We start from the raw sequence: 24,581 nt of genomic DNA, 5'->3' as shown, positions 1-24,581 counted from the left end.
CGATCTACAAACCGTTGACGCGCCGTCCGATGTGTGTAGCATCACAGGTCCCCGAACCGGCACAGGAGCCACCCACCATGGCCGATGTCGTCAGCGTCGACAACGTCGATCCCGCCCACACCACCGTGCCCGTCCCCCGCAGCGCGCAGCAGGCGCCGGAGGCGTTCAACGCCGCCGCGCACCTCACCGCCGCCCGGGTCGGGGCCGGGGACGGCGGCCGCACCGCCGTCCGGTTCCCCGGCGGCTCGCTCACCTACGCCGCCCTGACCGACCGGGTCCGGCTCGTCGCCGGGGCCCTGCGCCGGGCCGGCGTGCGGCCCGAGCAGCGCGTGCTGCTCGTGATGCCCGACGACGTCGAGCTGTTCACCGCGATCCTCGCGACCCTGTGGGCGGGCGCGGTCGCCGTGCCGTGCTCGACGATGCTGACCGGGCGCGAGCTCGCCGTGCTCGTCCGGGACTCGCGGGCGACCACCGTGATCGGCGGCGAGGCGTTCGCCGCGCACCTCACCGAGGCCGTCGCGGGGGCGCCCGACCTGGAGCGCGTCGTGCTCACCGGGGCCGACCCGCTGGTCACCGGGGTCACCTCCCTGACCTGGGACGCCCTGCTCGACGGCGCCGACCCGCTGCCCGAGCCGCACCCGACCTGGGCGGAGTCCCAGGCGCTGTGGCTCTACACCTCGGGCACGACCGGCAAGCCCAAGGGTGCCATGCACCGCCACGACGACATCCGGTTCGTCGCCGACACCTACGGCCGCCAGGTCCTCGGCATCCACCGCGACGACGTCTGCCTGTCGGTCGCGAAGCTGTTCTTCGCCTACGGCATCGGCAACTCGATGTTCTTCCCGCTCTCGGTCGGCGCCTGCGCCGTCCTCGAACCGTCCCGGCCGAACCCCGAGCACTACTCCCGCCTCGCCGAGCAGCACGGCGCGACGCTGTTCTTCGCCGTCCCCAGCTTCTGGGGCCCGATGATCGCCGCCGAGCTGCCGCGCGAGCGGTTCGCCACCGTGCGCCGCGGCGCCTCGGCGGGCGAGGCGCTGCCCGCGCGGATGTTCCACGGCGTGCTCGACCGCTACGGCTTCGAGGTCCTCGACGGCATCGGTTCCACCGAGGCGCTGCACATCTTCATCTCCAACCGGCCGGGCGAGGTCGTGCCGGGCAGCTCCGGCTTCCCGGTCCCCGGCTACGAGGTGGAGCTGCGACGACCGGACGGCAGCGTCATCGACGGCCCCGGCGAGCAGGGCATGCTCTACGTCGCGGGCGACTCGGTGTGCACCGGCTACTGGTGCCGCACCGAGGTCAACCGCGCAGTGTTCCAGGGCCGCTGGATGCGCACCGGCGACCAGTACGTCCGCGGCGAGGACGGGTCGTGGACCTGCCTGGGCCGGGCCGACGACGTCCTCAAGGTCGGGGGCATCTGGGTCTCCCCCGGCGAGGTCGAGACCCGCCTGCTGGAGCACCCGGGGCTCGCGGAGGCGGTCGTCGTCGGGATCCCGGACGACGACGGGCTGGACAAGCCGGTCGCGTTCGTCGTGCCCCGCGACCCGGCGGCGGCGCCGTCGGAGGCCGAGCTGGTCGCGTTCTGCCGCGAGGGGCTGGCGTCGTTCAAGCGGCCGCGCGCCGTGGTCACCGTCGACGAGCTGCCCAAGACCCCCACCGGGAAGATCCAGCGCTACCGGCTGCGCGCGCACGCCGCCGCGCTGCCGGGGGCCACCGGGCACCCCGGCGACCCGGAGACGGTGGTCTGAGGACCGTCCGGAGTGTCTCGATGTAGGACGTTCGCTCGACCCGGGCCGCTCCGCCGGGGTTCACTCGGCGGACACACCGACGGCGAGGAGGCCGGCGTGGACACGTGGGACTGGATCCCGGAGACCCCCGCGACCTGGGACGACCGGAAGGGCCGGGTGCTCGACGGTCTCGACCCCGCGCTGTTCGGCCTCGGCCGTCCCGGCGACGGCGACCCGCTCGGCGACGAGTGGTGGCGCGTCGAGGACGCCGACGGCACGACCGTCGCCTACGGCCGGCTCGACGGCAGCTGGGGTGACGCCGAGATCCTGGTCCTCGTCGCCCCCGCGGCCCGGCACTCCGGCGTCGGCTCGTTCGTGCTGGAGCGGCTGGAGGCCGAGGCCGGCCGGCGGCGGCTGAACTACCTCTACAACGTCGTGCCGCACGGCCACCCCGACCCCGAGCCGGTGACCGCCTGGCTCACCGCGCGCGGCTTCGCCCGCAACGACGTCGGCGAGCTGCGCAAGCAGGTCCCGGCCGCGCTGGTGCAGAACCAGGGCTGAGGCTCAGGCCGCGCCCGCGGTGCGCAGCGCGGTCGAGACGATCTTCCGGGCCGCGCCGCAGGGGTCGGACGGGGCGGAGCCGACGACCGACAGCATCCCCGATCCGGCGTCGACGACCACGAGGCAGACACCCTCGGTCTGCGACACCGCGGCGCGGCGACCGTCGAGGGTCTCCTCGGTGACCGCGGACCCCTGGGTGCGCATCTGCGTGAGCCCGGCGTCGAAGGCCCCGGGCTGCGCGGCGACGAGCAGCGTCGTCGGCACGGAGAAGGAGAACCCCGCCGTCCCGCCCCCGGTGCCGACGGTGTCCCAGCGGCAGCTCGGCGCGGGCTCGCCGGTGGCCGTGCCCGGCCCGGTCAGGCCGAGCCCGGCCAGCTCGCCCTCCGGGACGTACGAGCACGGCGGCGCGGACAGGTCCAGGGCCGGCGCGGCGGCCGGGGTGGCGGCCCCGGGCCCTCCGGAACAGCCGGCGAGCAGGGAGAGGGACACGGCGGCGAGGGCGAGGCCCACGAGCGGGGATCGATGCACGAAGTGGATCATTCCCGGACCGGTCCGGCGCCGGGGCGGAATGCGGAGGTCCGGCGGTCGTGGCCGTCACACCGGTCGGCGCGAGCCGACCGGCGGCTCGCCGTGATCGCAGACACTCCACACTCTTCCGTCGCCACGTCATCTGGTTGTAGTCTTTGGTGGCCGCAACGACGCGAGGAGGAGCGGAGTCCATGAGCAGTGCAGACCCGTCCGTCGACCCGGACGACGGCGCCGTCCCGCGGGTGGACTTCGACCGCGACCCGTCGGGCTACCGTCACTGGAAGCTCGCGCTCGACCCGGACGACCCCACGGTCGCGTACGTGAAGCTCGACGTCGACGAGGCGGGCGGCCTCGTCCCCGGCTACGAGCTGAAGATGAACTCCTACGACCTCGGCGTCGACATCGAGCTCTACGACATCACCCAGCGGCTGCGGTTCGCCCATCCGCAGGTCAGGGCCGTCGTACTGACCAGCGCCAAGGACCGCAACTTCTGCGCGGGCGCGAACATCCGGATGCTCGCCGGGTCCTCGCACCCGTGGAAGGTGAACTTCTGCAAGTTCACCAACGAGACCCGCAACGGCATCGAGGACGCGACCGCGTACTCCGGCCAGACCTGGATCGCTGCCGTCAACGGCACGGCCGCCGGCGGCGGCTACGAGATGGCGCTGGCCTGCGAGCGGATCCTGCTGATCGACGACAACTCCTCCACCGTCGCGCTGCCCGAGGTCCCGCTGCTGGGCGTGCTGCCCGGCACCGGCGGCCTCACCCGCGTCACCGACAAGCGCCGCGTCCGCAAGGACCGCGCCGACGTGTTCGCCACGAGGTCCGAGGGCTTCGGCGGGAGGCAGGCCGTCGAGTGGAAGCTCGTCGACGAGGTGATCCCCAAGCGCCGCTGGGACGAGACGGTGGCCGAGCGGGCCGTCGAGGCCGCGGCGGCGTCGACGCGGCTGCCCGCGGACGAGGGGATCGAGCTGGCCCCGCTGGAGCGCACCGAGACCGCCGACGGCATCACCTACCCGCACGTGCGCGCGGAGTTCGACCGCGACCGGGGCCTGGTGGAGATCACCGTCGACGGGCCCGAGGGCGGTGTCCCGGAGAGCATCGAGCGCGTGCACGCCCTCGGCGCGGACTTCTGGCCGCTGGCCATGACCCGCCAGCTCGACGACCTGGTCCTGCGCCTGCGCAGCAACGAGCCGGAGCTGGGCACCTGGGTGATCCGCACCCGGGGCGACGTCGAGGACGCGCTGGCCTTCGAGCGCGTCATCGAGCAGCACTCCGGCGACGACTGGCTGGTCAACGAGATCCGGCACTACTTCAAGCGCACCCTCAAGCGCCTGGACGTGACCAGCCGCAGCCTGATCGCGCTGGTCGAGCCGGGCTCCTGCTTCGCCGGTGCGCTGCTGGAGCTGGCCCTGGCCTGCGACCGCCAGTACATGCTCGACGGCACGATCGAGGGCGACGAGCAGGGCGACGAGGCCCAGATCATGCTCACGGCGTCGAACTTCGGCACCTTCCCGATGCCCAACGGGCCGTCCCGGCTGGCGAGCCGCTTCCACGGCGACGACGACCACGTCGCCACGCTCCGCAAGGAGGTGGGGCGCCGCCTCACCGCGGGCGAGGCGCTGGAGCTGGGCCTGGTCACCGACGCCCCGGACGACATCGACTGGGACGACGAGGTCCGCATCATGCTCGAGGAGCGGGCCTCGCTCTCGCCGGACGCGTTGACCGGGATGGAGGCCAACCACCGGTTCGTCGGGCCGGAGACGATGGAGAGCCGCATCTTCGGCCGCCTCACCGCCTGGCAGAACTGGATCTTCGTGCGCCCGAACGCCTCCGGGCCGGAGGGCGCACTGCGCAAGTACGGGACGGGCCGCAGGGCCGATTTCGACCGGAAGCGAGTCTGAGCGATGAGCATCGACTACTCGGAGAAGATCCCCAACAACGTCGACCTCGCCGGGGACCGCAAGCTGCAGCGCGCCCTGGAGTCGTGGCAGCCCAACTTCCTCACCTGGTGGAAGACGATGGGCCCGGCCGTGCCGACCCAGGACGTCTACCTGCGCACCGCCGTCGACGTCGGCAAGGAGGGCTGGGCGCAGTTCGGCCACGTCGCGATGGAGGAGTACCGCTGGGGTGTGTTCCTGGCCGAGCGCTCCAACGACCGCCGGATCGCCTTCGGCGAGAACCGCGGCGAGCCGGTCTGGCAGCAGGTCCCCGGCGAGTACCGTGCCGACCTGCAGCGCCTGATCGTCATCCAGGGCGACACCGAGCCCGCCTCGGTCGAGCAGCAGCGCCGCCTCGGCGAGACCGCCCCCAGCCTCTACGACCTGCGCAACCTGTTCCAGGTCAACGTCGAGGAGGGCCGCCACCTCTGGGCGATGGTGTACCTGCTGCACGCCTACTTCGGCCGCAACGGCCGCGAGGAGGCCGAGGCGCTGCTGCAGCGCAACTCCGGTGACCTGGACAGCCCCCGCATCCTCGGCGCGTTCAACGAGGAGACCCCGGACTGGCTGTCGTTCTTCATGTTCACCTACTTCACCGACCGGGACGGCAAGTACCAGCTCGGCACGCTGAAGGAGTCCGCCTTCGACCCGCTCTCGCGCACCTGCGAGTTCATGCTGAAGGAGGAGGCCCACCACATGTTCGTGGGCACCACCGGCATCGACCGGGTGATCCAGCGGACCTGCGAGCTGATGCGCGAACACGACACCGCCGACATCGCCCCGCACGGCGGCATCCCGCTGGACGTGATCCAGAAGTACATCAACTTCCACTACTCGGTCAGCCTCGACCTGTTCGGCTCCGAGCAGTCGACGAACGCGGCGAACTACTTCACCGCCGGGCTCAAGGGCCGCTGGCAGGAGGAGCGGCGTCGCGACGACCACGTGCTGACCGAGGACGGCTACGGCATGGAGCAGGTCCGCGACGGCGGCGTCGTCACCGACGAGGTCCCGGCCCTGCTGGCGCTGAACCTGGACCTGCGCAACGAGTACGTGAAGGACTGCCAGTCCGGGCTGAAGCGCTGGAACCGCATCCTGGAGAAGAACGGGTTCGACGACCGCGTCTACCTCCCGCACGTCGGGTTCAACCGGCAGGTGGGGCTGTTCTCCTCCCACGAGCTCACGCCGAAGGGCGACCTGATCTCCGCCGACGTGTGGGCGTCCCGCCAGGACGACTGGCTGCCGTCGGAGGCGGACCGGACGTTCGTGCAGAACCTGATGCGCCCGGTCTACGAGCCCGGGAAGATCGCGGGCTGGATCGCGCCGCCGTCGAACGGGATCAACGGCAAGCCCTTCGAGTACGAGTACGTCCACCTCGCCTGATCGTCCACACCGGACCGTTCACCGAGAGTGGTCGCCGTTCGCCGACCGGGTGACCGTTCGCCGCCCGTCGCGCTCGCGTGACCCCGGATCGGGCCCGTTGACTGACCCCGTGGTGACAGGACGGGGTGCGGCGGGCACACAACGCGACGACGACGCCGGCGACACCGCCGACCGGGTCGACGACCGGGTCGGCGGCGCGGGTGTGGCCGCCCGCTTCGGCCGCGGCGCCGACGACGACGCGTCGCCCCCGGTGTTCGGCACCGCCCCGTGGGGCTACCGGCGGGCCGAGGTCGACGCCTGGGCGAGCTGGGTCGCCCGGCTCGTGGAGCAGGGCCGCCGGGAGACCGTGCGGGCGGACAGCGCGGAGGCCACCCTGCAGGCGACCCTGCAGCGCCTCGACGAGCTGGAACGACGGCACCACCCGGCCCCCGCGACCCCGGCCGCTGAGGCCGAGGGTTCGCCGGACCCGGCCACGCCGGACACGGGTCGGCCGGACCCGGGGTCGACCGCTCCGGGCACGTCGGGCACCGGCGCCCCGGCCGCGCTGCCCCGGCGTCGTCCCGGTGCGGCGGGCGCCCCCGTGCCGCCCGGCAGCGAGGAGGGGCAGCGCCTGCGGGTGGTCGAGACGACCCTCGGCGAGGTCATGGCGCTGCTGCAGCGTCTGGCGCCCTGACCCGTCCGCCCCGCCCGACCGGCCCGGACTCCCGGACGCGTCGTCAGCCGAAGTTCTCGACGTGCACGCGCCGCTCCGGCACCCCGGCGTCGAGCACGGTGCGCCGGACCATCGCGGTCCACCGGCCGGGTCCGCACACGTACACCTCGCGCACCGCGATGTCCGGGATCCGGGCCCGCAGCGCGGCGAGGTCGTCGGCCCGGCCCGCGTCGGCGCCCCACCACGACCCCGCCCCCCGGCGACGCCCGGGCGAGGCCACCACGTGCAGGTTCCGCTCCCGGGCGAGGCGGGTGAACTCCCGCGCGAACAGCGGCTCGCGGGTGAAGCGGTGCACCACCACGACGTCGGCGGACTCGTTGAGGAACTTCTCCGCCAGCGCCCGCAACGGGGTCATCCCGACGCCCGCCCCGATCAGCGCGACCCGCGGGCTGGTCCGGGTGCGCGGGGTCAGCCTGCCGTAGGGGCCCTCGATGTAGACCCGGGTGCCCTGCCGCAGGTTCGGGACGGCGGCGCTGCCGTCGCCGAGCTGCTTGACGGTGATCCGCAGCGAGCGGGCCGTCGGCGGCGCCGACAACGAGTACGGGTTGCCCGCGGGCCAGCCGCGCCCGGACCGGAACCGCCAGACGAAGAACTGCCCGGCCGAGGCGCCGAGCTCGCGCAGCCGCTCGCCGGTCATGTGCACCGACACGCTGCCGTCGCCCTCGGGCAGCACTGCGGCGACGGTGATCCGGTGCCGGCGCGACCGGAGCACCGGGACCGCGACCCGCCAGACCACGACGGCGAGCACCGCGACGATCCACAGCCCCCACCAGAACACCGTCCGCGACGGCGAGGTGGTGAACTCCCGCCCCGCCCACAGCTGGTGCGGCAGCGCGAGGAACACCCCGGCATAGCCCCACAGGTGCAGCAGGTGCCACCACTCGTAGCGCAGCCGGGTGCGGATCCACCGCGCGCTGGTCACGACGACGAGCACCACCAGGACGGTGCCGAGCGAGGCCACGACCATCCCGGGCCAGGTCCACGTCAGCTGCCAGAACCCGGCGGGGACGCGACCCGCACCGGCGGGGCCGTGCGCCCAGCTCGCGCAGCCGACGTGCGCCAGCATCCCGGCGAACGAGGCGATGCCCGTACCGCGGTGCAGCGCGATGAGGTGCCGCTGGCCGAACGCGTGCTCCAGCAGCGGGATCCGGGCGGCGAGCAGCACCTGCCCGAGCAGCAGCAGCGACGCCAGCAGCCCGCAGAGCCGTCCGGTCTCGGCGACCGCGCGGGTGCCGCCCTCCAGCAGCCCGGCGGGGCCGCCGCCGTCGACCCACCAGGCGAGGACGAGCAGCACCGCCAGGGCGGCGAGCACCCCCGTCGCACGGCGGACCCGGCGGTCGGCGCGGGCGACGTCGCGCGCGGGGACCGGTGGGTCCGGCTTGAAGCGGCCACCGGGCACCCGGACGGTGGGGGCGGAGAGGGACGACACAGTGCCGCCATCCTCCCCGACCACCGGGCGGCGCCGTCGCCGGACCCGGTCCGGCGCACCGGGGCGACCGCCGACCGCCACGACCGGGTGGCCGCCCGTTCCGTCCGGGGCCGGTCCGCGGGGCGGGGAGAAGGATCGTCGTCGATGTCCGACTCGTACCTCACCCTGCTCGTGACCGTCCTCGCGGTCGTGCTGCCCGTCGTGCTCGCGGTCGTCGTCACCGTGTTCACCGTGCGGCGGATCCGGCGCGACCCCCGACGGCTGGGCAACGCCTACTGGCTGCTGGCCACCACGCTGCTCCTCGGGTGGGTGCTCGGTGTCGCCGGGTCCGGCGGGAACCCGGTGTTCGGCGCGCTCGGGCTCCTCATCGTGCTGTCGCCGCTGATCACGGTGGTGTTCGCGGTGTTCTGCGTCCTCAACGGCGCGGTGATGCTGCGCCGGGAGCGGTTCTCGCTCGGCAACTCGCTGTCGCTGCTCACCGGCCTGGCGATCATCGGCCTGCTCGTCGCGGTCTGGCCGGTGCTGGCGCTGCACTCGCTCGTGCTGCGCGCGCTGTGGCTGGCCTGCCTGCTCGCGGCGGCGTTCCTGGCGTTCCAGTTCGCCGCGTTCCTCGGCTACGCGCGGCTCTACCGGTGGCTGGTGCGCGACCGGCCCGCGGACTGGGTGGTCGTGCTCGGCTCCGGGCTGCACGGCAGCGAGGTGCCGCCGCTGCTGGCGTCGCGGATCGCGACCGGGATGGACGAGCTGACCCGGCGTGGGGCCGGACGGCTGGTGCTGTCCGGCGGGAAGGGCGACGACGAGCGGCTCGCCGAGGGCGAGGCGATGGCCCGCTGGGCCGCGGCGCACGGCGCCGACCCGGCGGTGCTGACCGCGGAGACCGCCTCGCGGACCACCGAGGAGAACCTGCGGTTCAGCTCGGCGCTGGTCGGCGACGGCCCCGGCGTCATCGTGACCAGCAACTACCACGCGTTCCGGGCCGCGCTGCTGGCCCGGCGGCTCGGCGTCGACGCCCAGGCCGTGGGGGCGCCGACCGCCGGCTACTACTGGCCCAGCGCGGTGCTGCGCGAGTTCGTCGCGGTGCTGCGCGAGTACCGGGTGGCGAACGCGGTGCTGCTGGCCCTCGTCGCCGTCCCGGTACCGCTGGTGCTCGTGCTCGTCGCCGGCTGAGGCCGGCTCAGCCGCCCACGGCCGCCGGGGACGGCGGCGGCAGCGGCGGGCACTGCTTGTCCGACCGGTCGCCGCCGGTCCGCTTCGGCAACGCGCCGGTGAGCAGGTAGTCGGCGACCGTGTCGTCGGTGCACGCGATCCCCGACAGCGACGACGAGTGGGTGTGACCGCCGACGCCCTCGACCAGCGACGAGCCGGGGAAGGTCCGCCGGGCCTGGAGTGCGCCCTCGTAGGGGGTGGCGCCGTCGTAGGTCTCGGAGATCAGCAGCGGACCGGTCTTCAGCTTCCCGGCGACCTTCGGCGCGGGCCCGGGCTTCACCGGCCAGTCCCGGCACGGCGCGTTGTACCAGGCGTTGCCCCAGGTCTCGAACGGCGCCTTCCGGTCGGTGGCGGTGTTGTCGCGCTTCCAGGTGGCCCAGTCGTGCGGGAACGGGGCGTCGGTGCACTGGGTGGCGAGGTAGACGGCGTAGTTGTTGTCGTCGGTCGGCGAGCCGGCCTGGTCGTAGGCGGCCTTGAGCTTCGCCGCGTCCTTCTTCGTGCCGGCGACGAACGCGTCGGCGACGGAGGTGTACTCCCCCACGTTGTAGCCGGCGCGCAGGAAGATGTCGGTCCACTCGGAGGACCCGATCTTCCCGCCCAGCGGGGCCTTCCGGAACTCCGCGGCGAGGTCGTAGAAGCGCTTCTCGACGGCGTCGCCGGTGTTGCCGAGGTGGTAGGTGGCGTCGTTCTTGGCGACCCAGTCGAAGAAGGTCTCGATGTTGCGCTGGAACGCGACGTCCTGGTTCAGGTTGGCCCGGTACCACCAGTCACGGGGGTCGACGACGCCGTCGAGGACCATCCGGCGGACCTTGTCCGGGAACATCGTGGCGTAGACCTGGCCGAGCATCGTGCCGTAGGAGAAGCCGTAGTAGTTGATCTGCTTCGCGCCCAGGGCCTGGCGGATCAGGTCCATGTCGCGGACGGTGTCCTCGGTGCGCAGGTGCGCGAGCAGGTCGCCGCCGGCCTTGCCGCAGGCCTGGGCATACGCCTCGACCTTCGGCAACCACGCCTTCTCGGCGCCGTTCTCCGGCCGGTAGTCGGGGCGGGCGTAGCCGCCGTAGTCGGCGTCGCAGGTCAGGGCGGGACGGCTGGTGCCCACCCCGCGCGGGTCGAAGCCGATCCAGTCGTAGGCGGCGCCGGCGTTCTTCGGGACGGCGCCGCCGAGCCGGGACAGGCCCAGCCCGGGGCCGCCCGGGCCACCGGGGTTGACCAGCACGACGCCCTGGTACCGGGCCTCGGGCACGGTGTGCCGGATCCGCGACACCGCGATCTCGATCTTCTTGCCGGCGGGCTGCGCGTGGTCCAGCGGGACCTTCAGGAAGCCGCACTCGGCCTTGGCCTGCTGCAGCGACGGGCTCGTGCACGGACCCCACGTGATGCCCTCCCCCGGCGGCGGCGCGGGCGGGGCGGGCGCGGCCAGGGCCGGACCGGCCGTCCCGAGCGTCACCCCGACGGCGACGAGCAGCGTGATGATCGTCCTGCGCACCGGCTCCACCTCTCCGGGCGCACGCGCCCGCCCCCCGACCGAGAGGCAGACGTTGCCATTAGCAACGCTGTGTCCACAATCGCCACGCCCGACGGTGCCCCGAACGGACCAGCGGGGGTCGGGACGGGCTCAGCGGCGTCCCCCGCAGCCACCGACGAGTGCGCAGGCCGCGCACAGCGCGGAGGGCGCCAGACCCTCGACGACGTCCGCGGCGGCCGCGGCCCCGCCGGCCGCCCGGGCGGTCGCCTTCTCCTCGGCGCAGCGGCGCGCGACGGTCTCCGACGACGACACCCGCAGCACCGCCTCCCGCAGCGCCTCCGGGGTCACGTCACCGGCGGGCAGGTGCTCCCCCACCCCGAGCGCGGCGATCCGGTCGGCGTTGCCGAACTGGTCCACCGCCTGCGGGACGGCCACCATCGGCACCCCGTGCCAGAGCCCCTCGGTGCAGCCGCCCATCCCGGCGTGGGTGACGAACGCCGACGCGTGCGCCAGCACGGCCAGCTGCGGCACCCACTCGCGGACGGTGACGTCGTCGGGGACCGCGTCGAGGTCGTCCGCGGACACGTGCGGGCCGGTGGCGAGCACGGTCTGCCAGCCGGTGCCGGTCATCGCCTCGATGCAGGCCCGCCAGAACTCCGGCCGGTCGGTGTAGGCCGAGCCGAGCGACACCAGCAGCAGCGGGGCCTTCGGCTTCGGCCACAGCCCCTGGTGCGAGCGGTCGCCGATGACCGGGCCGACGAAGGTGTAGCGGTCGCGGTCGACCCGGTCGAGCTCGGGCTGCATCGCCTCGGGGATCAGCGCCACCGAGCGGTCGGGGTGGCCCAGGAACTCCCGGTTCCCGACGCCGGCGCCGACCTCGTCGAGCCAGGCGTCCAGCTCGGCGCGCCAGGCGAGCCCCTCGGGGGTCTCCAGGAACGCGAAGGCCTCGGCCATGTCGGTCTCGAAGCCGTCCCAGGCCACCATGTGCGGGGACAGCTCCACCCGCGGGATGCCCCGGACCCGGGAGAACGCGTGCCCGGCCCAGCCGCTGCCGTCGTAGCAGACGACGTCGGGGTGCTCGTACTGCAGCGCGTCGGCGATCTGGTCGTAGGCGGAGCGGGCCTCGGCCGAGAACAGCCGCATGGCCTCGATCCCGCCGTCGGGCCACTGCTCGCCCTTCGCCGGGTCGGGCAGGTCGGTGCGGATCCGCAGCGGCGTCGCCCCGGTCGCGGCGACGGCCTCGGCGAACCGCTCCGGGACCGGGTAGGTGACGCGGTGGCCGCGGGCGACCAGCTCGGCCATCACCGGCAGGTTCGGGTGGACGTGGCCGTGCGCGGCGGTGGTCGACATGAGGACGTGCACGACCAGAGTGTGCCTTGACCGGCCGGTCGCGCGCCGACGAGGATCACCGGAATGGCCCGGCTGCGCTGCGACGTCGTCGCCGACTCCCTCGGACTGGCCACCTCGGTCACGGTGCTGCTGCCCCAGCCGTCGCGGACCCGGATCGGCGCCGGGGTGCGCGACCTCGACGCCCCGCCACCGGTGCTCTACCTGCTGCACGGCCTGTCCGACGACGACACCGCCTGGACCCGCTACACCGCCGTCGAGCGGTACGCCGACGAACTGGGTCTCGCCGTCGTCATGCCGCAGGTGCACCGCAGCTTCTACACCGACCAGGCCTACGGCGGCCGCTACCGCACCTGGGTGACCGAGGAGCTCCCGGCGCTGGTGGCGCGGTTCTTCCGGGTGTCGGCCGACCCGGCGGAGACGTTCGTGGCGGGCCTGTCGATGGGCGGCTACGGCGCGCTGTCCTGGGCGCTGGCCGAGCCCGGCCGGTTCGCGGCCGCGGCGTCGCTGTCCGGGGCGCTCGACCTCGCCGCGCTGGCCGCGGGCCCCCCGCGCGAGGAGGACCCCCGGATCTGGGAGCGGATCCTCGACGGCGCCCCGGTGGCCGGCACCGACGCGGACCTGTCCACCCTGCTCGCCCGGCTCGACCCGGCCGCGGCGCCCGCGCTGTACGTGTGCGCCGGCACCGAGGACCCGCTGCACCCGCAGTCGGTGCGCTTCGTCGAGCTGGCCCGGGCCGCCGGGGTGTCCGTGACCACCGCGTTCGGCCCCGGCGAGCACGAGTGGGGCTACTGGGACGCCCGGATCCGCGACGTCCTGGACTGGCTGCCGCTGCCCCGCTGAGCCCTCGCGTGCCCGTTCACCAGGGCAGCGGGCCGTGCCGGTCGGAGTAGGAGCCCGATGCCGCCGCCGCGTCCCCGGTCGCGGCGGCGACGATCGCGTCGGTGCCCTCCTCCACGGTCTGGGTGCCGGAGTTCCCGTTGAGGTCGGTCCGGGTGTAGCCGGGGTCGACCACGGCGACGTGGACGTCGGGCAGCTCGGCGGCGTACCGCGCGGCGACCATGTTCAGCGCCGCCTTCGACGACTGGTAGGCGAACCCCGGCACCCGCGACTCGATCCGCTCCGGGTCGGCGGTCAGCCCGTGCGACCCCAGGCCGCTGGACACCATGACGATCCGCGGAGCCCGGGCCGCCGCGAGCAGACCGAGCATCGCGTGGGTGACCCGGACCGGGCCGAACACGTTGGTCTCGTAGGTCGTGCGGACCAGGTCGGCGGTGGTGTCCGCCGCGGTCGAGCGGCCGCCGACCACGCCGGCGTTGTTGACCAGGACGTCCAGGTGGCCGTACTCCGCCCGGATGCGGTCGGCCGCCGCGGTGACCGACGCGTCGTCGGTGACGTCGAGGTCGACGGCGACGGCGTCGATCCCCTCGGCGGCCAGCTTCCCGGCGGCCTCGGTCCCGCGGCCGTGGTCGCGGGAGCCCAGCAGGACCGTGTGGCCCAGCGCGCCGAGGCGCCGGGCGGTGGTGAGGCCGAGGCCCTTGTTGGCGCCGGTGACGAGGACGATCGTGGAGTCGGTCATGGCACGAGCCTGCGCCCGGCCGGTGGGTCCGGCCAGGCACGGCGTAGCCGGGGACCGGTCGTACCAGGCTGTGGACGGCCGGCGCGGGCATCCTGGAGCCGTGGACCGTACGGAGCTGGGACGGGTGCTGCGGACGTGGCGGGAGCGGCTGCGCCCGGCCGACGTCGGGCTGCCCGCGGGCTCCCGTCGGCGGACGCCGGGCCTGCGCCGGGAGGAGGTCGCCGCGCTCGCCGGGGTGGGCGTCGACCACCTGACGCGGATCGAGCAGGGCCGGGGCGCGCATCCGTCGGAGTCGGTGCTCGGCGCGCTGTCCCGGGCGCTGCGCCTGGACCGGGCCGAGGCCGAGCACCTGTACCGGCTGGCCGGGGCCGCCCCGCCGGGGCCGGGCCGGATCGGCCGCTCGGTGCGCCCCGCGGTGCTGCGGCTGCTGGACCGGTTCTCCGACCTGCCCGCGGTGCTGCTGAACGCCCGGATGGACGTCCTGGCCTGGAGTTCGCCCGCGACGGCGCTGCTGGGCGATCTGTCCGCGCTGCCGGAGGAGCGGCGCAACCTGTGGGTGCAGCACTTCCTCGACAGGGCCGACCGGGTCGTCGTCGCCGACGACGACGAGCGGGACCGCCGCGACCGCGCCCTGGTGTCCGACGCCCGCGCGGCGCTGGCCCGCCATCCCGGCGACCCGGAGCTGGCCGCGCTGGTGGACCGGCTGCGCCGCGGCAGCCCCCGGTTCGCGTCGCTGTGGGAGGAGCGCACGGTCGTCGAGCACCTCGACGACCGCAAGACCTTCGCCCACCCCGCGCTCGGCGCGCTCACCCTGGACTGCGTGCTGCTGCGCATCGACGACGACGACCAGCGCCTGCTCGTCTACTCCGCCACCCCCGGCTCGCCCGACGCCGACGCGCTGGCCCTGCTGCGGGTGCTGGGCACCCAGGAGGTGGCCGCGCCGGTCGCCCCGCCCCGGCCCTGACCGGCCCGGTCCCGACCGCGCCGGGCCCCGGTCAGCGCACCAGCCGGACGGGGGCGCCCGCGGTGCCGTGCAGGAGCAGGTCCGGCCCGTCGGCCTCGGCGTGGACGGCCTCGGAGACCCAGCGGGCGACCGGCACGTTCTCGCAGGCGATCTCGGTGCTCGGGCCCGCCGTCGCGCGCAGCCCGCCGTCACCGTCGAGGGTCCAGTCGCCACCCTGCCCGTTGCAGCCGTCCGAGCCGGTCCAGGTGCCGTCCGGGGCGAACTCGGCGAACGCCCGGCCCTGCGCGGCGCCGTCGGCGGGCAGCCAGCGCACGCCGGTGAGGTCGGCGGCGACGGCGGCCCGCGGCCCGGGGGCGCCCGCCCCACCGGCCCCGGCCTGCGCACCGCAGCCGGCCAGGATCAGCGCCGCGAGCAGCACGGGGGCCAGGAACCTACTGCTCGTCGTCACGGTGGGCGGCACCGATCTCGAAGGCGGGCAGGCAGACGGCCACGTACTCCGCGCCGTCGGGGCCGGGCGAGCTGTAGCGCACCCACTCCCCCGGCGCGGTGTGCACGGCCTGCCCGGCGGCGACGTCGAGCTCCCCGCCGTCGAACTCGACCCGCAGCGCGCCACGCAGGACCAGGGTGTACTCGTCGAACTCCGGGGTCTGGCCGGGCTCGGCCCAGCCCGACGGGCTGCGCATGTGGGCGACCGAGAGCCGGCCGTCGCCGGAGTTCACCCGCCCGACGTACTCGTCGATGGTCTTCGGCGGGGTCCCGGCGGCGGTGACCCGGCTGGCGTTCTCGATCAGCTTCGGCACGGCACCATCCTGCCGCCTCAGCGCTCGGCGGGCGGCCGGGGTGCGGGCAGCGCCGGTGCGGGGCGCCCGTCCACCGGCTCGGCGGGGAACGGTCCGCCGTGCGCGGACAGGTCGATGCACACCGACCAGGCGGGCGGCAGGACGAGCACCGTCTGGTCGGCACCGGGCCGCATGGGGTGCCGGTAGTGCGCGGCGACCCAGCTGCGGTTGCGCCAGTGCCCCTCGACCCGGACCACGCCGACCACCTCCCGCGGTGTCCCCGCGGGACGACCACGACGGTACCCCGCGCGACCCGCCCGCCGGGAATACCCTGGGGGGGTATGCGCACTGCAGTGGGCGTCCACGACGTCGGGAGGTAGACGATGCACGGCGAGCCACGGGCGGCCTCCGCCCCGCAGGAGCACGGGACGCACCCCGGCGGCGACCCCGGTGCCCACGGCGGCCACGCCGGGCACGGCGGCCACGCGGGACACGGGCACGCGGACCACGCGGCGGTGTTCCGGGACCGGTTCGTCGTCGCGCTGGTGCTCGCCGTCCCCGTCGTCGGGTTCAGCGCGATGACCGGGATGCTGCTCGGGTACTCGCCCCCGGCGTGGTCGGCGTGGATCCCCCCGGTGCTCGGCACCGTGATCCTGTTCTGGCCGGGGTGGCCGTTCCTGTCCGGCGCCGTCGCCGAGATCCGGGCGCGCCGGCCCGGGATGATGCTGCTCATCGGCATGGCCGTGGGCGTCGCGTGGGTGGCGAGCCTGCTGAGCTCGCTCGGCGTCGGCGGGCTGGACTTCTGGTGGGAGCTGGCGCTGCTGGTCGTGATCATGCTGCTCGGGCACTGGCTCGAGATGCGTGCGCTCGGCCAGGCGTCCGGGGCCCTCGACGCGCTGGCCGCGCTGCTGCCCGACACCGCCGAGCGGGTCGGCGCCGACGGCACGGTCGGGACGGCCGCACCGGCCGACCTGACCGTCGGCGACGTCGTGCTGGTCCGGTCGGGTGCCCGGGTGCCCGCCGACGGCACGGTCGTCGACGGTGCCGCCGAGGTGGACGAGTCGATGATCACCGGCGAGTCCCGGCCGGTCCCGCGCGGGACCGGTGACCGGGTGGTGGCGGGCACCGTCGCCACCGACTCGGCGCTGCGGGTCCGGGTCGACGCCGTCGGCGAGGACACCGCGCTGTCGGGCATCCGCCGCCTGGTGGAGAACGCGCAGGGCTCGCGCTCCCGGGCCCAGGCGCTCGCCGACCGCGCGGCGGCGCTGCTGTTCTGGTTCGCCGCGGGTGCCGGGGTGCTGACCTTCGCCGCGTGGACGCTGCTCGGCGACACCGCGCAGGCGGTCACCCGCACCGTCACCGTGCTCGTGATCGCCTGCCCGCACGCGCTCGGGCTGGCGATCCCGCTGGTCATCGCGATCTCCACGGCCCGCGCGGCGCGCTCCGGGGTGCTGGTCACCGACCGGCTCGCGCTGGAGCGCACCCGCACCGTCGACACCGTGCTGTTCGACAAGACCGGCACGCTCACCACCGGCAGCCCGCGGGTCGTCGGGACCGCGGGCGCCGCGGACACCCTGGCCCTGGCCGCCGCCGTCGAGGCCGACAGCGAGCACCCGCTGGCCCGCGCCGTCGTCGCCGCGGCGGACGGGCGGGCCGTCCCGGCCGCGCACGGGTTCCGCTCGCACACCGGACGCGGGGTGTCCGCCACCGTCGACGGGCGGCCGGTCGCGGTCGGGGGGCCGGCGCTGCTGCGCGAGCGCGGTCTGGACGTGCCGGACGGGCTGACCGGCGACGTGCACCGGTGGGGCGAGGACGGCGCCACCGTGCTGTACGTGGTGGCCGGTGCGGACCCCGGCGAGGTGGTGGGCGCGCTCGCCCTCGCCGACGCGGTCCGCCCGGAGTCCCGGGCCGCGGTCGACGCGCTGCACGCCCGCGGCGTACGGGTCGTGATGATCACCGGCGACGCGCGCCCGGTGGCCGAGGCGGTCGCCCGCGACCTGGGCGTCGACGAGGTGGTCGCCGAGGTGCTGCCCGAGGGCAAGGACGAGGCGGTGGCCCGGCTCCAGGGCCGCGGCGCGGTCGTCGCGATGGTCGGCGACGGCGTGAACGACGCCCCGGCGCTGGCCCGGGCCGACGTCGGGATCGCGATCGGGGCCGGCACCGACGTCGCCGTCGCCTCGGCCGGGGTCGTCCTCGCCTCCTCCGACCCGCGCGGGGTGCTGTCGGTGATCGCGCTGTCCCGCGCCGGGTACCGGAAGATGCTGCAGAACCTGTGGTGGGCGGCCGGCTACAACCTGGTCTCGGTGCCGCTCGCGGCCGGGGTGCTCGCCCCGGTCGGGATCGTGCTCCCGCCCGCGGTCGGCGCGCTGCTGATGAGCCTGTCCACGGTCGTCGTCGCGCTCAACGCGCAGCTGCTGCGCCGGGTGGAGCTGCGCCCGGACCGGCTGGTCAGCTGACCCGGGGTGGCGCCGTCGTCGCCCGGACCACCAGCCGGGTCGGGACCTCGACGTCGCCGGGGACGTCCCCGCCCAGTGCGGCGAGCAGTGCCCGGGCGGCGAGCTCGCCCTGGCGGCGGACCGGCTGGGCGACCGTGGTGAGCTCGGCGACGGCGGCCGAGTCGTGGTCGTCGAACCCGACCACCGACACCTGGCCCGGCACCGTCACGCCGGCGCGGCGCAGGGTGCGCAGCACGCCGACGGCGAGCTCGTCGGACATCGCGAACACCGCGGTCGGCATCACCGGGAGGGAGAGCAGCTCGGCGGCCGCGGCGTCGCCGTCGGTCACCCCGGCCCCCGTGGCGACGACGGGGCCGCGGGGCCGCCCGGCCTCGGCGTGCGCGTCGGCCCAGCCGTCGCGCCGGTCGGTCGTCGTGGCGCGGCCGTTGGCCTCGTCGGGGTCGAACGACACCAGCGCGACGCCGCGGTGGCCGAGCCCGAGCAGGTGCCGGACGGCGGTCCGGGCACCGGCGCGGTCGTCGATGCCGATCCGCGGCCGTCCCGGCATGTCCCCGCCGAGCACGACGACCGGGATCCCCAGCGCGTCCAGCGCCGCGGCCTCGGTGGTGTCGATCGCCGAGGCGACGACGATCAGCCCGTCGGCGCGCCCGCGCACCGGCAGCGTCGCGAAGAAGTGCGCCCGCGCGTCCGGGTCGCCGAGGTTGTGGAGCTGGGTGACGTGCCCGGCCGCGGACAGCACGCCCTCCACCCCGGCGACGGCCTCGGCGAAGAACCAGCGGGTCGGGAAGCGGGCGAGCACGGCGACGGTCAGCGGCCGGACGGGGACGGAGTAGCCGAGGGAGGCCGCCGCCCGGCGTACGCGTTCGCGGGTGTCGTGCGAGACGGGGGTGCCCTCGCGCAGGGCGCGCGACACCGTCGCCGGGGAGACCCCGGCGAGTTCGGCGACCCGCCGGACACCCACCCGGCGTACGACCTCGCGCACCGGCTCGTCCGTCACGGGGGTCATCGTGCCCGCGCCTCGACAGCGGTTGCAACCGGATGAAACACTCTGCAACACCGCCCCGCCCCACGATCCGTACCCGGGAGCATCATGTCCGTGCACGAGCAGGACTGGTGGCGCAACGCCGTCGTCTACCAGGTCTACATCCGCAGCTTCGCCGACGGGAACGGCGACGGGACCGGTGACCTCGCCGGTCTGCGCAGCAGGCTCGACCATCTCGCCCGCCTGGGCGTCGACGCGATCTGGATCAACCCCTGGTACCCGTCGCCGCTGGCCGACGGCGGCTACGACGTGGCCGACTACCGCGCGATCAACCCGATGTTCGGCGACACCGCGCAGGCCGAGGCCCTGATCGCCGAGGCGCACGCGCGCGACATCCGGGTGCTGCTCGACATCGTCCCGAACCACCACTCCGACGAGCACGTGTGGTTCCGGCAGGCGCTGGCCGCGGGCCCCGGCTCGCCCGAGCGCGAGCGCTACCTCTTCCGTGACGGCCGCGGCGAGAGCGGTGAGCTCCCGCCGAACAACTGGGAGTCGATGTTCGGCGGGCCCGCGTGGGAACGGGTCGTGTCCCCCGACGGGACGCCGGAGCAGTGGTACCTGCACCTGTTCGACATCCGGCAGCCGGACGTGAACTGGGAGCACCCGGAGGTCCGCGCCGACTTCGAGGAGACCCTGCGCTTCTGGTTCGATCGGGGCGTGGACGGGTTCCGCGTCGACGTCGCGAACTCGATGGTGAAGGAGCCCGGGCTGCCCGACATCGTGAAGGGCGTCAACGACGCCCAGGACGGCGGCCACCCCTACCTCGACCGCGACGGCGTGCACGACATCTTCCGGTCGTGGCGCCGGATCGGCGACACCTACGACCCGCCGCGGGTGTTCGTCGCCGAGGCCTGGGTGCCGGACCCGCAGCGCCTGGCCCGCTACCTGCGCCCGGACGAGCTGCAGACCGCGTTCAGCTTCAACTTCCTCACCGCGGCCTGGCTGGCCGACGACCTGCGCGCCAACATCGACGACGCGATCGCCGAGAACACCCGGGTCGGCGCGCCGGCGACCTGGGTGCTGTCCAACCACGACGTCTGCCGGCACCCGAGCCGGCTGGCCCGCAAGCCCGAGGCCGGGCGCGGCTGGAACCTCGACGACGTGATCGCCCTGCCCGCCGACCCCGAGCTCGGCCTGCGCCGGGCTCGCGCGGCGACGCTGCTGATGCTCGCGCTGCCCGGCACCGCGTACCTGTACCAGGGCGAGGAGCTCGGGCTGCCCGAGGTCGAGGACATCCCGACCGACCGTCTCGACGACCCGACCTGGGAGCTGTCCGGGCACACGCTGCGCGGCCGCGACGGCTGCCGCGTCCCGCTGCCCTGGGCCGCGGGCGAGCCCGGCTTCGGGTTCGGCCCGTCCGGGACGCCGTGGCTGCCGCAGCCCGACGTGTTCGCCCGGCACGCGGCCGACGTGCAGGAGGCCGACCCGGACTCGGTGCTGCACCTCTACCGGGACGCCCTGGCGATCCGCCGCGCGCACCCCGCGCTCGGCGGCGGCGCGCTGACCTGGCAGGAGTCGCCGGAGGGCACGCTGGCGCTGGCCCGCACCTCGGACTCCGGCGACGGCGGCTTCACCTGCCTGGTGAACGTCTCCTCGGCGCCGGTGTCGCTGCCCGAGGACGCCGAGGTGATGCTGTCCAGCGGCCCGCTCACCGCCCGCGGCGAGGTCCCCGCCGACACCGCGGTGTGGCTGCGTCACTGACCGGCGCCACCGGCCGGTCCGCGACGGCCGGGCCGGGCGGACGCCCGGTCCGGCCGCCGGCGGCTCAGGCCACGATCGGCAGCCCGGCGAACCAGACCTCGCGCAGCGTGCGCTCGGTCCAGCGCCAGACCCGCCGTGCCGCGACCGGGTCGAGCGCGTGCGTGGCGACCCCGCCCGCCACGCCCGGCCCGGCCGGTCCCGCCTCCGCGAGCCCGGCGAAGTAGCGCCCGCTGATCCCCCCGACCAGCGGCGACGCCGCGGCCAGCACGACCGTGGCGGCCCCCTGCTCGGGGTCGGTCCCCACCGGGCCGGGGTCGGCGGCGTTCACCGCGATCCCGTCGCCCGACCAGCGGCGCGCGGCCTCGACCGCGTGCAGCAGCGCCGCGCTGCGGGACCGGGCGTGGGCGAGGTGGGCGTCGTAGCGCTCGTCGGAGAAGTGCGGGTCCTCCGGGTCGAACGCCGCGTCCCGGTGGGCGGCGGAGGTCACGGTGACCACCCGCGCGCCGTCGACCGCGGTGAGCGCCCAGTGCAGCCCCGAGGTGAGCGACGCCGGCCCGAGGTGGTTGACGGCCAGGTGCAGCTCCCAGTCGTCGACGGTGCGGGTCAGCGGGGCACCGGTGACGGCCGCGGCGTGCACGAGCATGTGCAGCGGGCCGTCCCACAGGCGCACGAAGCGGGCGATGGAGCGCTGGTCGGACAGGTCGAGCTCGCCGACGGCGACGCGCTCGTTGCCGGTGTCGGCGACGATGCCGTCGCGGGCGGCGGCACCGGCCTCGGCGTCGCGCACGGCGAGGGTGACCTCGGTCCCGGCGGCGGCCAGTGCGCGGGCGGCCGCGAGGCCGACCCCGGTGGTCGCACCGGTGACGACGGCGCGCCGGCCGGTGAGGTCGACGCCGGCGAGCACGTCGGAGGCGGTGGTCCCGGCCGGTGCGGCCGGCAGGACGGCACGGGAGGTGCCGGTGGTGGACAGCGGACGGGATCGGTCGGTCGTGGAGCGGAACAGCATGGCGTGATCCCTTCTGAGCACCGGGTACGCGGTCGGTGACGTCGTCGTTGCGTCGCCGTGTCCCCGGGGACAAGTAAACGGAGGATCCTCCGTATGACTCGGGACTCTATCCGGAGCATCCTCCGGATCGCAAGACGTATCGTGGGATCGTCAGTCCCACCCGAGGAGGCACCGTCATGGGCACCAGCACACGTTCCGGCCTGCGTGCGGACGCCGCACGCAACCGTGAGCTGCTGCTGGCCGCGGCCGTGCGCGCGTTCACCGCGGAGAGCCGTGGCGGCCCCGCCACGACCCTCGACGGCATCGCGAAGGACGCCGGCGTCGGCATCGGCACGCTCTACCGGCACTTCCCGAACCGGGACTCCCTGGTCGAGGCCGTGTACCGCAACGAGCTCGACCGCCTCTGCGCCGCGGCCGAGGAGCTGCGCACCGAGCTGCCCGCGGACCGGGCGCTGCGGGCCTGGATGGACCGCTTCGTCGACTACGTGATCACCAAGAAGCACCTCGCGGACTCGCTGCACGCACTCGTCGCCTGCGGGCACAACCCGTTCGCGCAGAGCCGCGAGCGGATGGTCGAGGCGGTCCGCCTGCTCCAGAAGGCGGGCATCGCCGACGGCACCCTGCGTGACGACGTCGACGCCGCGGACGTGCTCGTCGGCACCAGCGGGATCTGCATGGCCGTCGCCGACCCGCAGGGCCGCGAGCAGGCCGGACGCCTGCTGGACCTGCTCGTCGACGGCCTGCGCCCGCGCTGAGCCCCGGCCCGGCCACCCCGGGTGATCGTCCGGACACGTAGGATCTCCCGCGGACGAGGGCCCCGGCCCGGACGAGCACGGAGGCATGATGGGTGAGCTGTTGCGCCGCGGAACAGGCGTCGCACCCGCTCCCCCGGCCGACCTCGTCGCCGCCCCCGGCTACGGCGCGCGCCGGATGTACCAGGCCTACCTCGCCGCCTGGAGCCGCCACGTCGACCCGGTGCTGACCGGTCCGCAGTTCGCGGTGCTCTCGGCGATCCGTGCCTACCCGGAGTCCGACCAGAGCTCGCTGGCCGGCGCCGTCGCCCTGGACACCTCGACGATGGCCGACGTCTGCCGCCGGATGGAGCGCCGCGGGCTGATCGAGCGCACCGAGTCCCCCCGCGACGCCCGGCGCAAGATCCTCTCCCTCACCGACGACGGCGCGGCCGCCCTCGCCGAGGTCACCCGCCGGACCCGGCGCCTGGACGCGGAGCTGCTGGCCGCGGTGCCCGAGGACCGGCGCTCGGAGATCGCCGGTCTGCTCAACACCCTCGGCGCCCACTGGGAGGCGGTCGCGGAGCGGACGTCGTTGCCCGACAACGACTGAGTCCCGGCCGCCCGGGTTACGTCCCGGTTTCCCTTCCGGGTCGTTCGCACGAAAACCTTGCGTATCCGGATAGTACGTGCTCGGATTACTTCTCGTGCGGGCCACGTCACAGGCCCGGCGGACGCGAGGAGGTAGTCGTGGCACCCAGCCAGTCCCTGGAGATCACGGTCACGGGCGGCGGTCTCGGCGGGCTGACCGCCGCACTGGCCCTGCGCCGTCAGGGCTTCCGGGCCACCGTGCTGGAGGCCGCGCCGCAGCTCGGCGAGGTCGGTGCCGGCATCCAGACCGCCCCCAACGCCAGCCGGATCCTGTTCGGCCTGGGGCTGCGCCGGTCGCTGGAGCGGATCCACACCGCCCCGCAGGACCAGGTGCGCCGCCGCTGGGCCGACGGCTCGATCATCGCCCAGCTCCCGCTCGGGCAGCAGGTCGTCGACACCTACGGCGCCCCGTACTGGCACTACCACCGCGCCGACCTGCACCGGATCCTGCTCGAGGCCTGCCTCGACGCGGACGGCCCCGGCCCCGCGGTCACCGTGCACACCGACGCGAAGGTCGTCGAGCTCGACCGCACCGACCCGGAGCGCCCGGTCGCGGTCACCGCGCGCGGGCTGCGCGTCGCGGGCGACGTGCTGGTCGGCGCGGACGGAATCCGGTCCGGTGTCCGCGACCTCGCCGGGTTCGACGACACCCTCGTCTTCTCCGGCGAGATGGCCTACCGCGCCCTGATCCCCGGCGAGCTGATCGCCGCGGACCCGGCGACCCGGTTCCTGCTCGACCGCTACCACTCCACGATCTGGTACGGCCCCGACAAGCACCTGGTGCACTACATGATCCGCCGCGGCGAGTACCTCAACGTCGTCGCGATCGTCCCCTGCACCGAGCAGGTCGAGCGCGACTGGAGCGCCCCGGCGACCGCCGAGGACCTCGTCGCCGACTTCGCCGACTGGGACGACCGCGTTCCGGCGATGCTGTCCAAGGCCAAGGACGACGTCTCGGTGTGGGCGCTCTACCGCCGCCGCCGCGACCCGGTCTGGATCGACGGCCGGGTCGCCCTGCTCGGCGACGCCTGCCACGCGATGCTCCCCTACCAGGCCCAGGGCGCCTCCCAGGCGATGGAGGACGCCGCCGTGCTGGCCGAGGAGCTCGGCGCGGTCGGCCGCGGCGGGATCGACACCGCGCTCGCCCGCTACGTGCAGCGCCGCGCCAAGCACGCGGGCGTCGTGCAGGACGCCTCGCTGCAGAACATGGACTTCTACCACCTGCCCGACGGCCCCGAGCAGCGCGAACGCGACGAGAAGCTGCGCCGCTTCCAGGGCGAGTCCGACGTGTCGTACGACTGGCTGTGGCGGGGCTCCCCGCTGAACGACCCGGACGACGAGTCCGTCACCTACCCCTTCGCCCGATAGAGGAGCACCGAC

Annotated in this window: 23 protein-coding genes; 13 read left to right on the top strand and 10 right to left on the bottom strand. The window is 74.9% G+C overall.

The window, feature by feature from the left end:
- Positions 1-77: 77 nt before the first annotated feature.
- Both KPL57_RS38815 and KPL57_RS38810 read left to right on the top strand, forming a co-directional pair.
- A complete protein-coding gene (locus KPL57_RS38815) occupies positions 78-1,745 on the top strand; it encodes a benzoate-CoA ligase family protein (RefSeq protein WP_226355477.1) in 1,668 nt (555 codons plus the stop codon).
- 96 nt (positions 1,746-1,841) lie between these two features.
- Positions 1,842-2,285, top strand: coding sequence for a GNAT family N-acetyltransferase (locus KPL57_RS38810; RefSeq protein ID WP_178374194.1), 444 nt, complete (start codon positions 1,842-1,844; stop codon positions 2,283-2,285).
- A gap of 3 nt (positions 2,286-2,288) precedes the next feature.
- On the opposite strand, the gene KPL57_RS38805 is transcribed toward KPL57_RS38810, so the two are convergent.
- Entirely contained in the window at positions 2,289-2,825 is a 537-nt protein-coding gene (locus tag KPL57_RS38805; protein ID WP_226355476.1) for a DUF3558 family protein, read from the bottom strand.
- Between the two features lie 179 nt (positions 2,826-3,004).
- Here KPL57_RS38805 and boxC point away from each other — a divergent pair, with 179 nt between their 5' ends.
- From boxC to KPL57_RS38790, 3 genes are all read left to right on the top strand, one after another.
- Complete coding sequence (gene boxC / locus KPL57_RS38800; RefSeq protein WP_226355475.1) at positions 3,005-4,717, top strand: 2,3-epoxybenzoyl-CoA dihydrolase; 1,713 nt, start codon at positions 3,005-3,007, stop codon at positions 4,715-4,717.
- A gap of 3 nt (positions 4,718-4,720) precedes the next feature.
- A complete protein-coding gene (gene boxB, locus KPL57_RS38795) occupies positions 4,721-6,133 on the top strand; it encodes a benzoyl-CoA 2,3-epoxidase subunit BoxB (protein WP_226355474.1) in 1,413 nt (470 codons plus the stop codon).
- A 109-nt stretch (positions 6,134-6,242) separates the two neighbouring features.
- Positions 6,243-6,806, top strand: a complete 564-nt coding sequence (locus KPL57_RS38790; protein WP_226355473.1) for a hypothetical protein — start codon at positions 6,243-6,245, stop codon at positions 6,804-6,806.
- 43 nt (positions 6,807-6,849) lie between these two features.
- Here the strand turns inward: KPL57_RS38790 and KPL57_RS38785 are convergent, their stop codons facing one another.
- Positions 6,850-8,274, bottom strand: coding sequence for a ferric reductase-like transmembrane domain-containing protein (locus KPL57_RS38785; protein ID WP_226355472.1), 1,425 nt, complete (start codon positions 8,272-8,274; stop codon positions 6,850-6,852).
- Between the two features lie 144 nt (positions 8,275-8,418).
- Here KPL57_RS38785 and KPL57_RS38780 point away from each other — a divergent pair, with 144 nt between their 5' ends.
- Positions 8,419-9,441, top strand: coding sequence for a YdcF family protein (locus tag KPL57_RS38780; protein ID WP_226355471.1), 1,023 nt, complete (start codon positions 8,419-8,421; stop codon positions 9,439-9,441).
- Positions 9,442-9,448: 7 nt separating this feature from the next.
- Here the strand turns inward: KPL57_RS38780 and KPL57_RS38775 are convergent, their stop codons facing one another.
- Complete coding sequence (locus KPL57_RS38775; RefSeq protein ID WP_226355470.1) at positions 9,449-10,966, bottom strand: alpha/beta hydrolase; 1,518 nt, start codon at positions 10,964-10,966, stop codon at positions 9,449-9,451.
- A gap of 129 nt (positions 10,967-11,095) precedes the next feature.
- Entirely contained in the window at positions 11,096-12,307 is a 1,212-nt protein-coding gene (locus KPL57_RS38770) for a macrolide family glycosyltransferase (protein ID WP_226355469.1), read from the bottom strand.
- A gap of 51 nt (positions 12,308-12,358) precedes the next feature.
- On the opposite strand from KPL57_RS38770, the gene KPL57_RS38765 reads away from it, so the two are divergent.
- Positions 12,359-13,135 carry an alpha/beta hydrolase family protein gene (locus KPL57_RS38765; RefSeq protein ID WP_226355468.1) on the top strand — a complete coding sequence of 259 codons (777 nt, stop codon included), beginning with the start codon at positions 12,359-12,361 and terminating at the stop codon, positions 13,133-13,135.
- A gap of 16 nt (positions 13,136-13,151) precedes the next feature.
- Here KPL57_RS38765 and KPL57_RS38760 read toward each other — a convergent pair whose 3' ends face one another.
- Complete coding sequence (locus KPL57_RS38760; protein WP_226355467.1) at positions 13,152-13,871, bottom strand: SDR family NAD(P)-dependent oxidoreductase; 720 nt, start codon at positions 13,869-13,871, stop codon at positions 13,152-13,154.
- Positions 13,872-13,971: 100 nt separating this feature from the next.
- Between KPL57_RS38760 and KPL57_RS38755 the strand changes: the two genes are divergently transcribed.
- Positions 13,972-14,835, top strand: coding sequence for a helix-turn-helix transcriptional regulator (locus KPL57_RS38755; protein ID WP_226355466.1), 864 nt, complete (start codon positions 13,972-13,974; stop codon positions 14,833-14,835).
- A gap of 31 nt (positions 14,836-14,866) precedes the next feature.
- On the opposite strand, the gene KPL57_RS38750 is transcribed toward KPL57_RS38755, so the two are convergent.
- The 3 genes from KPL57_RS38750 to KPL57_RS38740 are packed head-to-tail and all read right to left on the bottom strand — an operon-like array spanning position 14,867 to position 15,871.
- Positions 14,867-15,283 (bottom strand): META domain-containing protein, encoded by a 417-nt coding sequence (locus KPL57_RS38750; RefSeq protein WP_226355465.1) that lies wholly within the window; start codon positions 15,281-15,283, stop codon positions 14,867-14,869.
- A complete protein-coding gene (locus tag KPL57_RS38745; RefSeq protein ID WP_226355464.1) occupies positions 15,267-15,635 on the bottom strand; it encodes a cupin domain-containing protein in 369 nt (122 codons plus the stop codon). The genes KPL57_RS38750 and KPL57_RS38745 overlap by 17 nt, the downstream gene beginning before the upstream one ends.
- Before the next feature lie 17 nt (positions 15,636-15,652).
- Positions 15,653-15,871: a hypothetical protein gene (locus tag KPL57_RS38740; RefSeq protein WP_226355463.1), complete on the bottom strand. Its 219-nt coding sequence runs from the start codon at positions 15,869-15,871 to the stop codon at positions 15,653-15,655.
- Positions 15,872-15,997: 126 nt separating this feature from the next.
- Between KPL57_RS38740 and KPL57_RS38735 the strand changes: the two genes are divergently transcribed.
- On the top strand, positions 15,998-18,070 hold the full coding sequence (locus tag KPL57_RS38735) for a copper-translocating P-type ATPase (RefSeq protein WP_226355462.1): 2,073 nt from the start codon (positions 15,998-16,000) through the stop codon (positions 18,068-18,070).
- Here KPL57_RS38735 and KPL57_RS38730 read toward each other — a convergent pair.
- The gene (locus tag KPL57_RS38730) at positions 18,063-19,067 is read right to left on the bottom strand and encodes a LacI family DNA-binding transcriptional regulator (protein ID WP_226355461.1); all 1,005 of its coding nucleotides are present in this window, start codon (positions 19,065-19,067) and stop codon (positions 18,063-18,065) included. The genes KPL57_RS38735 and KPL57_RS38730 overlap by 8 nt on opposite strands.
- 93 nt (positions 19,068-19,160) lie before the next feature.
- Here KPL57_RS38730 and KPL57_RS38725 point away from each other — a divergent pair, with 93 nt between their 5' ends.
- Complete coding sequence (locus tag KPL57_RS38725; RefSeq protein ID WP_226355460.1) at positions 19,161-20,813, top strand: glycoside hydrolase family 13 protein; 1,653 nt, start codon at positions 19,161-19,163, stop codon at positions 20,811-20,813.
- A 64-nt stretch (positions 20,814-20,877) separates the two neighbouring features.
- Here the strand turns inward: KPL57_RS38725 and KPL57_RS38720 are convergent, their stop codons facing one another.
- Positions 20,878-21,819, bottom strand: coding sequence for an SDR family NAD(P)-dependent oxidoreductase (locus KPL57_RS38720; protein WP_226355459.1), 942 nt, complete (start codon positions 21,817-21,819; stop codon positions 20,878-20,880).
- 176 nt (positions 21,820-21,995) lie between these two features.
- Between KPL57_RS38720 and KPL57_RS38715 the strand changes: the two genes are divergently transcribed.
- From KPL57_RS38715 to KPL57_RS38705, 3 genes are all read left to right on the top strand, one after another.
- Positions 21,996-22,574 carry a TetR/AcrR family transcriptional regulator gene (locus tag KPL57_RS38715; protein ID WP_226355458.1) on the top strand — a complete coding sequence of 193 codons (579 nt, stop codon included), beginning with the start codon at positions 21,996-21,998 and terminating at the stop codon, positions 22,572-22,574.
- A gap of 88 nt (positions 22,575-22,662) precedes the next feature.
- Positions 22,663-23,163, top strand: a complete 501-nt coding sequence (locus KPL57_RS38710) for a MarR family winged helix-turn-helix transcriptional regulator (protein WP_226366879.1) — start codon at positions 22,663-22,665, stop codon at positions 23,161-23,163.
- Between the two features lie 137 nt (positions 23,164-23,300).
- Entirely contained in the window at positions 23,301-24,569 is a 1,269-nt protein-coding gene (locus KPL57_RS38705) for an FAD-dependent monooxygenase (protein ID WP_226355456.1), read from the top strand.
- Positions 24,570-24,581 lie beyond the last annotated feature (12 nt).

Source organism: Pseudonocardia sp. ICBG601 (assembly GCF_020496245.1).
The sequence above is the reverse complement of the archived record's forward strand: the minus strand, read 5'-3'. Positions and strand labels throughout refer to the sequence as shown.